We start from the raw sequence: 14,481 nt of genomic DNA on the forward strand, positions 1-14,481 counted from the left end.
GCCTTGACTGATTTTAGCTGATCCAACTGACGATCTGCCATACGCCTCACTAGAGAAATCCATGAAGACTTTATCAGTAAAACCAAGCAAATCAAGCTCAGGTAAGCTTTTGCTGTCTGCCAGCTTAATGATTATTTTAAGCGCTTGTAGCACTCTGACACCGCCCAAACAAACGCCTGCCAAACTTCTTGAAAAAACCAGAAGCAGCATCGTCACAGGTAGTACAGTCAGCGCCGCAACCCGATCCATTTTGGTCTCGTCAGGTCATACCCAAGAAAGCTGCATGGCGGATTTTGAAGTCTGTGTTGATGATGTAAGATCGATTTTTTTGATCGAAACACCCAACCGTTTACAGCTGTCTGTATTTAGCGAGCTGTATTACACACATGCTGAAAATCTCATCGCCAAAGACGCTTGCCGCATCGAGCTTGCCAGACCGCCCATTGATCCTTATTATGCCAATTCGCCTAACAGTGAAGACACTGTCGAAAGCAAGCTTAAAGCTCGTACTGAGTGCCATGCCCAATATCGAGATGCGCTTTATCAGACGCTCAAATACAGCTATGCTTATTTGTTTTATCACAGTTTAGGCGGTGACAGCAATCCTTCTGTGATTCCCAGAGAGTCAGATGTTCGGACGCTGGATTTGTATCATCTTGCCATTAATGATTTGATCACTCAAATTTATCTCAGGGAAAATGGCGCATTTTATGATGCCAAATTCCAAGATGTGTTATCGGCGGAGCAATTAGAGCCTGTCTACAATCAGCTGAGAATTAGCCGTATCAGCACCAACGACCGCGGTCAAAATACCCTGCACATGTCTGTTGGCGCTCGTGACTTTTTGGCAAGCGAGCTCAAAAAGCACGAACGCAGCAGCGAGCTGTTTTCTGAGGTGATTTCTGCTTATGATTCTAGATTGGTGGATTTGGATGTTAATACCAGACGCTCAGGGCTTGGTGTTAGTTTCGTTGGCGCCATCAATGATCGACATACTGCCAGTGCCCGCAATCTAAAAAATCTTGCACCCAATAAAGCTTTAGATGATCGCATTCATAATGTTGGGCATGTTCAGCTCACCGCCATCATCGAACCTACAGGCAAGACCATCGATGAGGTACTGTCATCACATGAATTTCATGCGTATTTTTTTAATCCCAGTTATAAAACTCACATCGAGATCGGCGATACATCCTATCCTTTGACAGCAAATTTTTCAGCAGGCTATGCTTTATGGCTGGCAGAAAACCAATTAAGACAAGTATCGCTGATGAACATGATATCGCGTCATGACGCTGTCGCCCTGCCCGAGTTATTCATGCTAAAGCCATATGATCCCGATCAAAAAGTGATCATCATGCTGCACGGCTTGGCATCTAGCCCTGACACTTGGGTCAATCTCACCAACACCCTGATGACAGATCCTAAGCTCAATCAAAATTATCAAGTTTGGCAAATTGCTTATTCTACCAACTTGCCCATCTTGGAGAATCGCTATCAAATCCATGAGCTCATTCGCCATACATTTAGCAAGCTCGATCCGCACGGGCAAGACCAAGCCAGCAAAAATGCCGTGCTCATTGGGCACAGTATGGGCGGTGTGATATCTAGAATGCTGGTTTCTGATACCAATTTGACCGATGCGCTGGTCACACTGGATGATAAAGAGCAGTTCAAACTGATCAATGATTTACCCTCAGATCAGCGTCATGCCATTTCTGAGCGGCTAAAATTATCATCATTACCACAAATTGATGAGGCGGTTTTCTTATCTGCACCTCATCGTGGAACAGATTATGCAGATCGTTGGTTTACTCGCGCTGCTCGGCGGATCATCAAGCTGCCCGTTGACTTTACCAGATCTTTAGGTGCAGCACTGACCGATGATGTTCAATCGCAAAGTTTTTTGGGTTCCTTATACCTACAAAATGGTGCAAGTCAGCTGTCGGATCGCTCATCTTTTGTCGCACTGACTAAAGATGTACAGATCAGCCCCTCTGTGCGCTATCACACCATCGTCGGCAATAATACTGGCATTAGCCACTCTGAAAATAACTCCAGTGACACCGTGGGCGGCGCCATTTCTGATGGCATTGTGCCTTATGCCAGCTCGCATCTTGAGGGCGCAGCTTCAGAGATCATCATTGAAGGCAGGCACAATATCCACGAAAACCCAAAAACCATTGTACAGCTGCGTAAGATTTTGCATGAGCATTTGGATCACTGATCAGATTAAAGCTCATTTGACAGATATAGCAAAGCCCATAATCAAAACTGTGAATGATGGGCTTTGTTGTTAAAGCTGCTTGGTGTTATTTAGATTTTAATACAGCAAAAATCTCATCGCGAACCGTATCGATAGATTTTGTTCCATCAAAGTCATGATATTCAGGGGCGTTTTCACCTGATTTGGCAACTTCTTGATAATGACCAATCAACGCTGCAGTTTGAGCATGATAGACCGATAGGCGATCACGCACCACTTCTTCTTTGTCATCATCGCGCTGAACCAAAGGCTCGCCTGTCACATCATCCACATCTGCCGTTTTGGGAGGATTATAGATCACATGATAGGTGCGACCTGATGCCAAATGCGCACGGCGACCTGACATACGGCTGACGATTTCATCATCAGGGACACTGATTTCAATCACATAATCAATGGCGACGCCAGCATCTGCCAAGGCTTCAGCTTGAGGGATCGTGCGTGGGAATCCATCAAAAATACAGCCATTTTCACAATCTGGCTCTTCTAGGCGCTCTTTAACCAAATTAATGATCAGCTCATCAGAAACCAGTTGCCCAGCATCCATGACACTTTTTGCCTGTTTGCCAAGCTCAGTACCCGCCTTGATCGCTGCACGCAGCATATCACCAGTTGAGATTTGAGGAATGTTGAATTCCTTAGACATTAGCTGAGCTTGCGTACCTTTGCCTGCACCTGGTGGACCTAGTAAAATAATGCGCATCATGATATATTCTCCAAATAAAGCCTGCCTGATGGCAAGCGGCTGTTAGTTAACTGACTGTACTATAAAGCACATTGATGAATTGTTCAAGTTTTTTATCACAAAATCCAATGAAATCACAAGTTTTTGTGAATATTTGTATTTACCAATTCAACAGACTGTCATCACTGGCCTTTTGAGTATTTTGGTAAAAAAAATACCGACCAAGCCTTTCAAAATAGCTATCATCAATAAGCCCAATATTTTATCAATATTGGGCTTAAAAAATATGTTATGGTACGATTTGAGAAATTGTCAAAGATACTTCGGTTTGCTTATCTAGGACAATGGGGTTGGCAGCCAAATCCCCAGACTCAGAGACAGCATTACCCGAATGACTGATCCGTGCATTGACGACCAGCACCACGCTTGCATCTCGCCCTGCTGACAGGGTGCGAGTTGGCATCATGGCATCCATATCACTAAGCTTCACACTGACTGACTGGCTCATGATCTCACTGGCTGGCAATCTTTTGACAGCATAAGGCGCACCGCCTGCTTGCTCACTGATAGAGACAAACAGCACGTCATCTGGTCTTAGCTGATCCACAAGCGCAGGCGACAGGCTGACACCCACCGTGACACCTTGAGCAGCGGCAGCTTGCTGGCGATCGATGTTTTCAACCAATTTATCCAAACTTGCCAAAGCTTCACTGTGATCGCCTGAGCGGGCGGCAATGCCAGAGCGTAATCTTGCGATCCATGCCTTAGCTTCAGGATAATTACCTGCGCGAGACTCTCCCATGATCATCAACATGATCGCGCCTTCATGATTGGGTGTTTTGCTAAGAATATCAGTTAGGATTTTGCGTGTATTGGCATCCATTCTGCCTTCATTAACAAAAAAATTGGTCTGTGCATAGGTGAGCGCAATCTCTTCATTATCAGGCTGCAAACGATTGGCGCGCGCCAATGCTTCAAGCGCTTGTGGCTGCGCTTCAAGCACCATAAACAGCTCCGATAAGCGCATCCAACGATCGGCATCATAAGCATGGCGATGGACATTGGTCTGCATGGCACTGATGAGCGCCGTCGATTCTTTGGCAGCCCATTCAGGAGGGACATCAATCTTACCAGTCAGCAAATCATCCGCAACCTGCCCCACCGTATCTTGTGCTTGCCAAAGCGTAAAGACAGGCGTGCGATCAGCAGTAGTCAGATAAGCAATCGCTGCCAATATCGGAATCCAAATCATGACAATCGCACGCCCCTTGAGACCGACAGGCGCATAGGCTTCTACCGTCTTCTGAGCATCAAGCAGCTGACGCTTAAGCTCGGTGATCTGCGCTTGATAATGCACGTCATCGATCGCGCCTGCTGCTTTATCAGCATCAAGCTCCGCGATGCGCTCGCCAAAGACTTGCACGTTCACTGCCATCAGCTGATTATCCGCCGCAGGACGACTTCTTAGCCACGGCAAAATCACCACCAAAGACAGCAAAACCGTCAAAACCGCGCATAATGAAAAAAACAATATTAAACTGGGTGTCATGGTATGTTTGCCTTATTCTTTTGGTTTGGTGGAGCCGTTTTGATCGCGATCTTGATGATGCGCCAAGATTTTGGCAAGTTTTGCTTCTTCGCTGGCTGATAAAGGTGCGCTTGCTGGCTCACTGGTTGGCACACGTCCTTTTTTGGCTTTATAAATCCAACCTAAAATTAGCAATATCAATAATATCGGCGGGAAAAACCACAAAATCCATGTCGAAGGACGCACAGGCGGTTTATAGCTGATAAAATCGCCATAACGCTCAAACATATAATTACGAATCTCGGTATCGCTGCGACCATCTTTGACCATCTCATAGGTTTTTTGTTTGAGGTCTTGGGCGATCGGTGCGTCAGATCCTGCCAAATTTTGATTTTGGCATTTGGGGCAACGCAGCTCCTCAATCAACCCTCGATACTGTGCTTCTTGCTGAGGTGAATCAAATTCATACACCTCAAAACTGGCTTGGGCGGTCATCGCCATGCCAATGCTTAAAATAAGCGCAAAAATAGGCACTTTCATGACGCATCCTTATTACAAATTTGAATCTTATCATCACCAGATAACTGATCATCGCCCACCGCCGTCATGCAGCTTTGGATATCAGCCCAGTTCATCTCGCCAATCTCGCCCACAATGTGCTTATATACCACACCATCAGCCCCGACCACATAGCTTTCAGGTGCGCCCATCAAACCCAAATCAAGCGCATACTGACCTGACAGATCTTGCACAGAATAAATAAATGGATCTTTATGTTCATTTAAATAAGCCAATGCCGCGGGTAGCTCATCTTTATAATTCACCCCAACCATAGGCACGCCCTGCTCATGCAGCTGCAATAAAAAAGGATGTTCCACATAACAAGTCGGACACCAAGAACCCCAAACATTGAGAATAAAGGGCGTTTTTGGCAAATCGGCTTTGGTCATCGTGCGCGTCGTATCAGAAAGTAAAGGCAGGCTAAATTCAGGCAAAGGATTGCCCACCAAACGACTGGTATTAATCTCGGTTGGCTTGCCAAGTCGCACAAAAAACATCACCACCAAAACCGCAAAAATAATCAGCGGGATAATAAAAAGCATCAAGCGTTTGTTGGATTGAGCCACAATTATACTCCTTTGACGGTGTTATTTAAAACAGATCTGGTCTTAGCAAAGCGATAACGCTTATCCAAAATGGCAATCAACGCACCGACCGCCATGATGATAGAGCCAAGCCAAATCCAGCGCACCATAGGCTTGACATACACGCGCACTGCCCAAGTATTCATATCCACTTGACCATCTTGGGTGCTGATTGGTTCGCCAAGCGCCACATACATTTCATTAAGAAGACTTGGTCGAATACCTACTTCGGTCATTGGCATCATACTCACCACATAATCACGTTTTTGGGGATAAAGCACTGCAATAGGCTTGCCATTTTGCTTGACGGTGATAGTGGCTTGAGTGGCATCATAATTCGCCCCCTGAATCATCTGAAATTCTTCTAAATAAAAATCATAGCCTTGAACGTGTACGCTGTCACCCACCGTCATCGCCACGTCTTTTTCGATGCTCATACTGCTGGTGCCTGCCACGCCCATCACACAGACGATCACGCCAATGTGCGCAATTTGCATACCCCAGTAGCTCGGACTAAGCTTAGCCAATCCTGACAACACACTGCCTTTGTGGTGTTTAAGCTTATCTTTGATATCAAAAACTATGAACGAAAGCACCCATAGCGATAAAATGCCAGAGACATAAATACTATAATCAAAAAATGGCTCTTCAGCTAATTGAGACACCATATAAGCCAGCACCGAACCCAGCACCAGTGCACTGACCGCAAACGCCATCAGAGTCGATGCCAGCGGACGGCTATCATATTTATAGCGCAGTACAGCACCCACGCCCATAAAGCCAAGCAAAAGCCAAGTCAGCGGCACAAACAAAGCATTAAAATACGGAGGACCGACCGAGACTTGACCCAATTTGAAAAAGTCAGCGATGATCGGATACAAAGTACCTAGCAGCACCACCAAAGTTGCGACCAGTAAAATTAAGTTATTGATCACAAGGACGGTTTCGCGCGATTTTAGACGATAGCTACTTTCCACCGTCAGCTTCCAACCCCGCAGCGCAAACATCAATAGGCCAAAGCCAATCACAATCGCCAAAATCGCAAGTACCGCCAAGCCGCGTGTCGGATCAGCAGCAAACGAATGCACCGAAGTGATGACACCAGAGCGTACCAAAAAAGTCCCCAATAAAGACAACGCAAATGCAAAAATGGCAAGCATAATTGTCCATGCCTTAAATACGCCACGCTTTTCGGTTACCGCAAGTGAGTGCATGAGCGCCGTCGCCGCAAGCCAAGGCATAAGCGAGGCATTTTCGACAGGATCCCAGAACCACCAGCCGCCCCAGCCCAGCTCATAATAAGCCCACCAAGAACCCAGCGCAATACCCAAGGTCAAAAATGCCCAAGCAATCAAAGTCCAAGGACGACTCCAGCGTGTCCAAACAGCATCCAATCGCCCTGCCCACAGCGCCGCCATACAAAACGCAAACGGCACCGCAAGCCCCACATAGCCCATATATAGCATCGGCGGGTGGAATATCAACCCTGGATCTTGTAAAAGCGGATTAAGATCTGCGCCGTCCACAGGTAAATTTGGCAAAACGCGGTCAAATGGCGATGACGTAAAAATCATCATCGCAAGCATCATCACCTGAATACCACCCAAAATGGATAACACGCGCGCGCGCATATCCAGTGGCAGCCCGCGACTAAACACAGACACCAACATACACCAAGTCGCCAAAATCGTCATCCAAAGCAGCAGCGAGCCTTCATGCCCACCCCAAGTCGCAGACAGCTTATAGTACCAAGGCATCAAGCTGTTTGAGTGCTTAGCGACATAAATTAAGCTAAAGTCATTGTACAAAAACCCTGCAACCAAGCCCAAAAATGCCACCACCATCGCCAAAAACTGCGCCATCGCAAGACTTGGCGCAAGTCTTTGCCACTGCGCTTGATGCTTGATGACTCCTATCGCAGGTAAAATGGCTTGCAAGATCGCAAGCACAAAAGCAAGCAGTAGCGAAAAATATCCAAGTTCTGTTATTAGCATAATAAAACACTCATTTGCTGGGCAAAGTTTGCAGGGCTATGATGATCGTTACATGGTTTAAATGGTTGTAGCGGCATTTAAGTCATCGCTTTAACATTCTCAAAATCATAAGGTTTGGGCGGCTTTTAGTGTTCATAAGGCTTTTAGTGTTCATAAATAGTATCTGTTTCATACTTTCATCGCTTAATTATTTAAGTATTAAGTACAGTTTTATTGAAATGGATCCATGCATCTACCTAGAAGAACACCACCACCAAATGCAGCCAACCTGCCAAAAATCCTGTGATACCACCCAGAATAATCAAGGTAATCTCATCTTCTTGGAAAGCAGGTCTTAATAAATTTTGAAACTCTTTGGGAGTCAGTGCGCGGATACGACCTTCAAACAAGCCAAAAATCTTGCTTGCGCGCGAGACATTCAGTTTTGGGTCGCGGATCGGCACCATCGTCGCATCGATGGATTTATCAATAATGGTATCTTTAAAGCTATCAAGACTGCGCTCATCCATGCCCACTTTGAGCGTGGTTGCGACGACAGGATCTTCTAGCATGCCGTACAGATGGGATTTGACCAGTTCGCGCGTCTGATGGGCGCGTCTGCCGTACATCATCTCATTCATGATATTTTCAAGCGTGACCAGTTCATTGACGACAATTTCAGCAAAAACACTCGACACCTCGTCTTGGCGTTTCATAAACCCGCCTTGCCAAGAATATTTGTGCCAATGCGGGCGCATCCACACCACGCGTTTTTGGTTATTAACCATCTCATAGCGGAACAGACGAATGAACGGAACGGTCTTTGGCTCAACGGGATTAAACACCATCCAAATGGCGATCCAGTTGGTCAAAGCCCCCCAAATCATCGCAAAAAAAGGCACCGTCCAATGCTGCGGCACAAAATAAAAAATCGCCATCTGAATCACACCAAAGCCAAAGCCAATCAGTGCGCTGATTTTCCAAATAAAATTAATCTCTTTTTTGCCGACGCGCAAAAACATATCCACCATGAGCTTTCGATCGTTTTCCATCTTAGAGACGATCATCTCGCGCATATCTACAAGCGATTCGACATTATAAGTCAAATCCATCACCAAAGACTTCATCGTCACAGCCAAGCGTGAGCGCACATGGGCATAAATACGGCGTCGAATGGCGTATGGCGTGTGCGTCCACAGCGTGTACGAACGCTCAAGCATGATTTCATCGATCAGATTTTCTAAGTTTTTATCGACAGTGGCAGTGATAAACTCCGCCATCTCTTCAGGCTCCATCGCCTGAAAAAATTCATCCAAAGAGCCAAGCTTAGAGAGCGTCTGATCAACGATCACCCCAGAGATTTTGCCGGCTTTGGCAGGCACGATACCCTGCCAGCCCAAGCCTTTTAAGCCAAAAGGCATCCTAGGAATGCGAATTCCCCAAAATCTAATCGGATGAAACAGCATCTCAAGCGCCATCCAAACATGCGCCCATGTCACAAACGCTGTCACAGGCGGAATGGTCAGCATCGCAATAAATTCAGGGTGCTCACTTAAAGCTTGCCAAATGGATGAAAACATAATGATCGGTCTTTGGGCTGATTGGGTCGGTTTTTTTAGTCAAAACCATAACATTATATCATATTTTGGCAATATTTGGATTGATTTAAACTGATAAAGTCACCCAATTTGCGCTATCGCAAAATCAAAACTTACAGTAAAATGATGGGCAAAGTCAGAATTTTGTCTTAATTTATCAAATTACCCCAAAATAGTCATACCTTGTCATGAAAACATCCGCCAAAAAACCCACCAAAGCCAAGCCAACCAATCAAGTGCGCATCATCGGCGGTCAGCATAGGCGCAGGCTTTTGTCGTTTGTGGACGCACAAGGGCTCAGACCCACGCCAGACAGACTCAAAGAAACCATATTTAATTGGCTGACTGGATATTTGACCGACGCCAAAGTTTTGGATGCTTGTGCAGGTAGTGGCGCCCTTGGCTTTGAAGCTTTATCGCGCGGTGCCAAACAAGTTACATTTATCGAACCGCACGCCGCCCAAGCTCGTATGCTCACGCAAAATGCCGAGCTTTTGAAGCGATCAGATCAGGTGGTCATCCTCCATGCCGATGCCATCAGTGCTTTGAAGACAATGAAAGATAAGTTTGACATCGTCTTTATTGATCCGCCATATGCGCTAGATCTGTGGCAGCCCATTTTACAAAGCTTGCTTGATCGTGAACTGATCCACGCGGACAGCACCATTTATCTTGAGTCGGACAAACCGATTGACGCGGTGCTAGATGATAAGATGCTTGAGCAATTTACCACCCTAAAATCCACCAAAGTCGGGCAAGCAATGGCGTATTTATTGATGCCAAAAGATAAAGATGCCATCAAATAGATTTTGGATCTTTAGTGTTTTTTTTATAGCTATCAGATCACAGCTTTATCAAGGCGGCGTGTTCATGCAGCTGACATGACTTGATGGTAGTATAAATATAAGTTATCTTAGACCCAAAAAATAAGTCCCCAAAAGCTCGTAAAATGACTTGATTTTTTGGTGATAAAAAGGCATAGTTATCAATTCTATTTTAGTTCAATCAGATGGGTTTGATTGAGCGTTTTCACCAATAAAAGGTATCAAAAATGGCAGAAAAAATGGTCGTTGGCTTAGTCGGTTGGCGCGGTATGGTTGGCTCAGTGCTTATGAGCCGTATGGTTGAAGAAGGTGATTTTAAACACATCAGCCCAGTTTTTTTCTCAACCAGTAACGCTGGCGGCGCGGCACCTCGGTTTGATGGTGTAGACGGCGGTACGCTCAAAGATGCCACCGATCTGTCAGAGCTGTCTTTGTGCGACGCCATCATCACCTGCCAAGGCGGAGACTACACCAAGCAAGTCCATAGCGCTCTAAGACAAAGCGGCTGGACAGGCTATTGGATTGATGCGGCGAGCAGCCTGCGTATGGAAGAAGACGCCATCATCATCCTAGACCCAATGAACCGCGATGTCATCGACCAAGCACTGGCTGATGGCAAAAAAGACTTTATCGGTGGTAACTGCACCGTCAGCCTAATGCTAATGGCAATCGGTGAGCTATTCCGTCGCGGCTGGGTTGAGTGGGTATCTGCCATGACCTATCAAGCCGCTTCAGGCGCTGGTGCTAATAATATGCGCGAACTGATCAGCGGAATGGGCGTATTACGCGATTCGGTGGCAGATCAGCTTGGCGATCCTGCTTCAGCCATCCTAGAGATCGATAGAACCATCGCCGATACACAGCGTAGCGATGACTTCCCCAAGCAGCATTTTGGCGCTGTCTTGGCAGGCAGTCTCATCCCCTACATCGATAGCCAACTTGAAAATGGTCAATCTCGCGAAGAATGGAAAGGTCAAGCTGAAACCAACAAAATCCTAGGTAAGTCAGCCGATGAGACCATCAACATTGATGGCATCTGCGTGCGCATCGGCGCCATGCGCTGTCATAGCCAAGCACTCACCATCAAGCTAAAGCAAGACATTCCTTTACAAGACATCGAAGATGCTCTTCGCAGCAGTGATAATCCATGGCTGGACGTAGTAGAAAATGACAAAGCTGCGAGTATGGAGCGCCTGACTCCTGTGGCTGTGACAGGGACACTCAATGTTGCTGTTGGTCGCCTGCGTAAGATGAATATGGGCGGTGAGTATCTAACCGCCTTCACCGTGGGTGATCAGCTGCTGTGGGGCGCTGCTGAGCCACTACGCCGTATGCTGGCTATTTTGCAAGGTCGTATCTGAGTTTATCAGATCAACTGATCAAGGTGCGTCATGACTGGCGCACCTTTTTTATGGCTTTATTGGGTAGTTTTATTTATAATATTGAGCAAATTTATCCCATCTTGGTAGGGTATATTTAACTTAATACCAACCTTAGCACAGCTTAATATTATGACACCCACCCCATCACCCATTTGTCTCATCTATGCTGGCGGCACCTTTGGCAGCCACGGCACACCACTTTCTCCTTTGCCTGCCAAGATTTTTTTGCCGACGCTTGGCGATCTACTTGGTGCAGCCGATCATCATGTGCAGATTTTGGATAATCAGATCATCAAAGACTCAAGCTTTATGACGCCATCTGATTTTGTGGGATTTTATGAGCTGATTTTGACTGCTTATCAAGATGGTTATCGAAACTTTGTGCTGATCACGGGCACAGATACGCTCAGTTTTTTGGCAGCTTTTTTGGCACGTGCGTTTGATGAATTGACTGATTTAAGCCTAGTGATTACTGGCAGTATGCAGCCTTTATTATTGCCGCAGCAGGCTGAGCTATCCATCAATTATGACAGCGACGCTTGGGATAATTTATCTGAGTCAATCACCGTGGCAGCAAAGCATCAGGGCGTGTTTGTACAGTTTTTTCATCACACCTTCGATGCCAAGAACACCCAAAAAATTCATAGCCAAGCACATCATGCTTTTGTGGGATCAGAGGCGATATTTAACGAGCAATCCTTGCCATCGATTGATACCACCACTCGGCTGCATCAATTACCTTCATTAATTGAGCGTGCCAAGTCGGTAAAGATTCGGTCAGTGTATGTCCTGCCTAACGATCCTGATGCGCTGGCTGATGCGCTGTTGGCGGCGGCTGATGCTTGCGCGGTGATTTTGATTGGCTATGGTGCCGGCAATCTGCCCAAGTCCCAAGCCATCATCGACGCTTTAGCGGAATTGACAGATCGCGGCATTGCCATCATCTGCACCACCATGTGTGCCTATGGCGGTACAAGCGCCCAGTATGCCGCAGGCGCATGGCAATATGATCATGGCGTTTGGGCGTCAGGTTCATGGACCATTCCTGCCATTTATGGTCAAATACTTTGGCTATCTGTCTCCCAAAAGCTCACCGCTCAGCATTGGAAATACTTATGAAAACACACACTTTGGCTGTCGGTATCGAATTCATCGGCACTCGCTACCGTGGTTGGCAGCGTCAAGAAGAAGTCATCGGCGTACAAGCCGTCATCGAAAAAGCTCTATCCACCATCGCCAATGAGCCGATAGAGCTGATCGCTGCTGGGCGTACCGATGCCGGCGTACATGCTGGCAATATGATCGCGCATTTTGTGACACACGCTGAGCGCTCAGCCCACAACTGGCTGCGCGGCGTCAATAGCATGCTGCCTGATGACATTGCCCTAAGGTGGATTCAGCCCATGCCATCAGATTTTCATGCTCGCTTTAGTGCCATCGCTCGGCGCTATCGCTATATCACACTCAATCAGCCCTATCGCCCTGCCATCTTGCGTCACCAAGTCGCCCATGAATACGCGCCGCTTGATGTCGATGCGATGATTTGTGCCAGTAAATCCATCGTGGGCACACATGATTTTAGCAGCTTTCGGGCGGCTGCCTGCCAATCAAATCAGCCAGTACGCACGGTCACCCATGCCAGTTTATTTAGGCATGGCAGCTACTTGGTGCTAGATATCCAAGCCGATGGATTTTTGCATCACATGGTGCGCAACATCATGGGCACCTTATTTGCCATCGGACGCGGTGAGATGCCATCGGATGCTCTTTTGGATCTGATGCATGCCAAAGATCGCACTTTGGCGCCGCCAACTGCATCCGCCGATGGGCTTTATTTTATCAATGCCTATTATCCAGAACGCTTTGAATCACTTTTACCGCAGATGCCACTGACGCCATTATGGCTAAACTTGCCTGACTGATGCTCTGATCAGGTGCGCTAGTGATAAATCATATAAAATCCCCATTTGGCGCTGTATTTTTGGGCAAAAAAAAGGTATAATAGGTCAAATTTATTATTGATTACTTAAGATTATGGCAAAAAAAGACGACATTATCGAATTTGAAGGCGAAGTCATTGACACTTTGCCAAATACTTTATTCAAAGTCCGCCTAGACAATGGGCACGAGATCATCGCTCACATTTCAGGCAAGATGAGAAAGCACTATATCCGCATCTTGACAGGCGATAAAGTCAAAGTCGAAATGACACCTTATGACTTGACCAAAGGTCGTATCACCTATCGTGGTAAATGATCTGACAGATGCTACAAACCCAACCGATCGGTTGGGTTTTTTGTTATTTGGAATGTATGCGTTTTGTGTTAGGCATTTTTAATGACTGATAAATTTGATAAGATGTGATCAGTTTAATCACCACTTAATATCATGGAAACACAAACACCTTTAACCATTCTTATCCACGGCTTACACCTAAGCCCTTGGTACATGAAACCCTTAGCCAAACGACTGGATGACTCAGGCTTAGAGACTTATCGCTATGGCTATCGCAGCCTGCTAGAGCCGATACAGGCGCACAGCGCAGGTCTGAATGCGCATCTAAGCCGCCATCATAACAGCAGCCAACCCATCAATTTGGTGGGGCACAGTTTGGGTGGTTTGGTGATTCGGCATTTTTTGGCGCATTATCCGCAGTGGCATGTACATCGCTGTGTCACGCTTGGCACACCGCACAGCGGCAGCCAGACCGCTCACTATGCCAACAGATATCTCAGACTCTTGGTCAATCAATCCTATCTGGGCGCGCTCGATGGCACCTGTCCGCAACTGCCAAACGGTGTCGAAATTGGTGTCATCGCAGGCAATCGCCCTTTTGGGCTTGGATTGCCATTATTGACGCTGCACCGCCATTTGCATGGACTGAGCACATCTGATAGCCAAAATGATGGCACCGTGTTCGTCTCCGAAACGGTCTTACATAACGCCACAGACTATTTACTACTCCCTGTCAGTCATACGGGCTTATTGACAGATAAAGCTGTCGCAAACCAAACCGCGTATTTTTTAAATCATGGTACCTTTAGGCGCTGAGATGTCTGGCGTCTCAATGCGCTCAATAT

General features: G+C 46.5%; 13 protein-coding genes. 7 read left to right on the forward strand and 6 right to left on the reverse strand.

The annotated features are described in order from the left end of the window. Nucleotides 1–61: 61 nt before the first annotated feature. Nucleotides 62–2,227, forward strand: a complete 2,166-nt coding sequence (locus U0021_RS01595; protein ID WP_114800075.1) for a lipase family alpha/beta hydrolase — start codon at nt 62–64, stop codon at nt 2,225–2,227. Nucleotides 2,228–2,312: 85 nt separating this feature from the next. On the opposite strand, the gene adk is transcribed toward U0021_RS01595, so the two are convergent. From adk to U0021_RS01625, 6 genes are all read right to left on the reverse strand, one after another. Next, on the reverse strand, nt 2,313–2,969 hold the full coding sequence (adk, locus tag U0021_RS01600) for an adenylate kinase (protein ID WP_049235823.1): 657 nt from the start codon (nt 2,967–2,969) through the stop codon (nt 2,313–2,315). 271 nt (nt 2,970–3,240) lie between these two features. Then, a complete protein-coding gene (ccmI, locus tag U0021_RS01605) occupies nt 3,241–4,500 on the reverse strand; it encodes a c-type cytochrome biogenesis protein CcmI (protein ID WP_078255667.1) in 1,260 nt (419 codons plus the stop codon). A 12-nt stretch (nt 4,501–4,512) separates the two neighbouring features. Then, nucleotides 4,513–5,019, reverse strand: a complete 507-nt coding sequence (locus U0021_RS01610) for a cytochrome c-type biogenesis protein (protein ID WP_078255666.1) — start codon at nt 5,017–5,019, stop codon at nt 4,513–4,515. Beyond that, the gene (locus U0021_RS01615; RefSeq protein WP_078255665.1) at nt 5,016–5,606 is read right to left on the reverse strand and encodes a DsbE family thiol:disulfide interchange protein; all 591 of its coding nucleotides are present in this window, start codon (nt 5,604–5,606) and stop codon (nt 5,016–5,018) included. The genes U0021_RS01610 and U0021_RS01615 overlap by 4 nt, the downstream gene beginning before the upstream one ends. 2 nt (nt 5,607–5,608) lie before the next feature. After that, a complete protein-coding gene (locus U0021_RS01620) occupies nt 5,609–7,618 on the reverse strand; it encodes a heme lyase CcmF/NrfE family subunit (RefSeq protein ID WP_114800076.1) in 2,010 nt (669 codons plus the stop codon). A gap of 236 nt (nt 7,619–7,854) precedes the next feature. Continuing rightward, nucleotides 7,855–9,177: a hypothetical protein gene (locus U0021_RS01625; RefSeq protein ID WP_078255663.1), complete on the reverse strand. Its 1,323-nt coding sequence runs from the start codon at nt 9,175–9,177 to the stop codon at nt 7,855–7,857. Nucleotides 9,178–9,383: 206 nt separating this feature from the next. On the opposite strand from U0021_RS01625, the gene rsmD reads away from it, so the two are divergent. The 6 genes from rsmD to U0021_RS01655 all read left to right on the forward strand — a co-directional run bounded on the left by rsmD (nt 9,384) and on the right by U0021_RS01655 (nt 14,452). Next, nucleotides 9,384–10,001, forward strand: coding sequence for a 16S rRNA (guanine(966)-N(2))-methyltransferase RsmD (rsmD, locus tag U0021_RS01630; protein WP_114800077.1), 618 nt, complete (start codon nt 9,384–9,386; stop codon nt 9,999–10,001). Between the two features lie 257 nt (nt 10,002–10,258). After that, nucleotides 10,259–11,380, forward strand: coding sequence for an aspartate-semialdehyde dehydrogenase (asd, locus tag U0021_RS01635; RefSeq protein ID WP_114800110.1), 1,122 nt, complete (start codon nt 10,259–10,261; stop codon nt 11,378–11,380). Between the two features lie 150 nt (nt 11,381–11,530). Next, a complete protein-coding gene (locus U0021_RS01640) occupies nt 11,531–12,520 on the forward strand; it encodes an asparaginase domain-containing protein (protein ID WP_114800078.1) in 990 nt (329 codons plus the stop codon). Beyond that, nucleotides 12,517–13,323: a tRNA pseudouridine(38-40) synthase TruA gene (gene truA / locus U0021_RS01645; RefSeq protein ID WP_114800079.1), complete on the forward strand. Its 807-nt coding sequence runs from the start codon at nt 12,517–12,519 to the stop codon at nt 13,321–13,323. The genes U0021_RS01640 and truA overlap by 4 nt, the downstream gene beginning before the upstream one ends. 112 nt (nt 13,324–13,435) lie before the next feature. Then, the gene (infA, locus tag U0021_RS01650) at nt 13,436–13,657 is read left to right on the forward strand and encodes a translation initiation factor IF-1 (RefSeq protein ID WP_003657459.1); all 222 of its coding nucleotides are present in this window, start codon (nt 13,436–13,438) and stop codon (nt 13,655–13,657) included. 132 nt (nt 13,658–13,789) lie between these two features. After that, on the forward strand, nt 13,790–14,452 hold the full coding sequence (locus U0021_RS01655) for an alpha/beta fold hydrolase (RefSeq protein WP_114800080.1): 663 nt from the start codon (nt 13,790–13,792) through the stop codon (nt 14,450–14,452). Nucleotides 14,453–14,481 lie beyond the last annotated feature (29 nt).

Origin of the sequence: Moraxella canis (genome assembly GCF_034424565.1) — a bacterium.
Taxonomy (GTDB): Bacteria; Pseudomonadota; Gammaproteobacteria; order Pseudomonadales; family Moraxellaceae; genus Moraxella; species Moraxella canis.

What these genes read in the sequence shown, in the direction of transcription:
- U0021_RS01640 (WP_114800078.1), top strand. Translation starts at nt 11,531, where the DNA reads ATGACACCCACCCCATCACCCATTTGTCTCATCTATGCTGGCGGCACC.
- U0021_RS01655 (WP_114800080.1), top strand. Translation starts at nt 13,790, where the DNA reads ATGGAAACACAAACACCTTTAACCATTCTTATCCACGGCTTACACCTA.
- adk (WP_049235823.1), bottom strand. Translation starts at nt 2,969, where the DNA reads ATGCGCATTATTTTACTAGGTCCACCAGGTGCAGGCAAAGGTACGCAA.
- asd (WP_114800110.1), top strand. Translation starts at nt 10,259, where the DNA reads ATGGTCGTTGGCTTAGTCGGTTGGCGCGGTATGGTTGGCTCAGTGCTT.
- U0021_RS01625 (WP_078255663.1), bottom strand. Translation starts at nt 9,177, where the DNA reads ATGTTTTCATCCATTTGGCAAGCTTTAAGTGAGCACCCTGAATTTATT.
- truA (WP_114800079.1), top strand. Translation starts at nt 12,517, where the DNA reads ATGAAAACACACACTTTGGCTGTCGGTATCGAATTCATCGGCACTCGC.
- rsmD (WP_114800077.1), top strand. Translation starts at nt 9,384, where the DNA reads ATGAAAACATCCGCCAAAAAACCCACCAAAGCCAAGCCAACCAATCAA.
- U0021_RS01620 (WP_114800076.1), bottom strand. Translation starts at nt 7,618, where the DNA reads ATGCTAATAACAGAACTTGGATATTTTTCGCTACTGCTTGCTTTTGTG.
- ccmI (WP_078255667.1), bottom strand. Translation starts at nt 4,500, where the DNA reads ATGACACCCAGTTTAATATTGTTTTTTTCATTATGCGCGGTTTTGACG.
- U0021_RS01610 (WP_078255666.1), bottom strand. Translation starts at nt 5,019, where the DNA reads ATGAAAGTGCCTATTTTTGCGCTTATTTTAAGCATTGGCATGGCGATG.
- infA (WP_003657459.1), top strand. Translation starts at nt 13,436, where the DNA reads ATGGCAAAAAAAGACGACATTATCGAATTTGAAGGCGAAGTCATTGAC.
- U0021_RS01595 (WP_114800075.1), top strand. Translation starts at nt 62, where the DNA reads ATGAAGACTTTATCAGTAAAACCAAGCAAATCAAGCTCAGGTAAGCTT.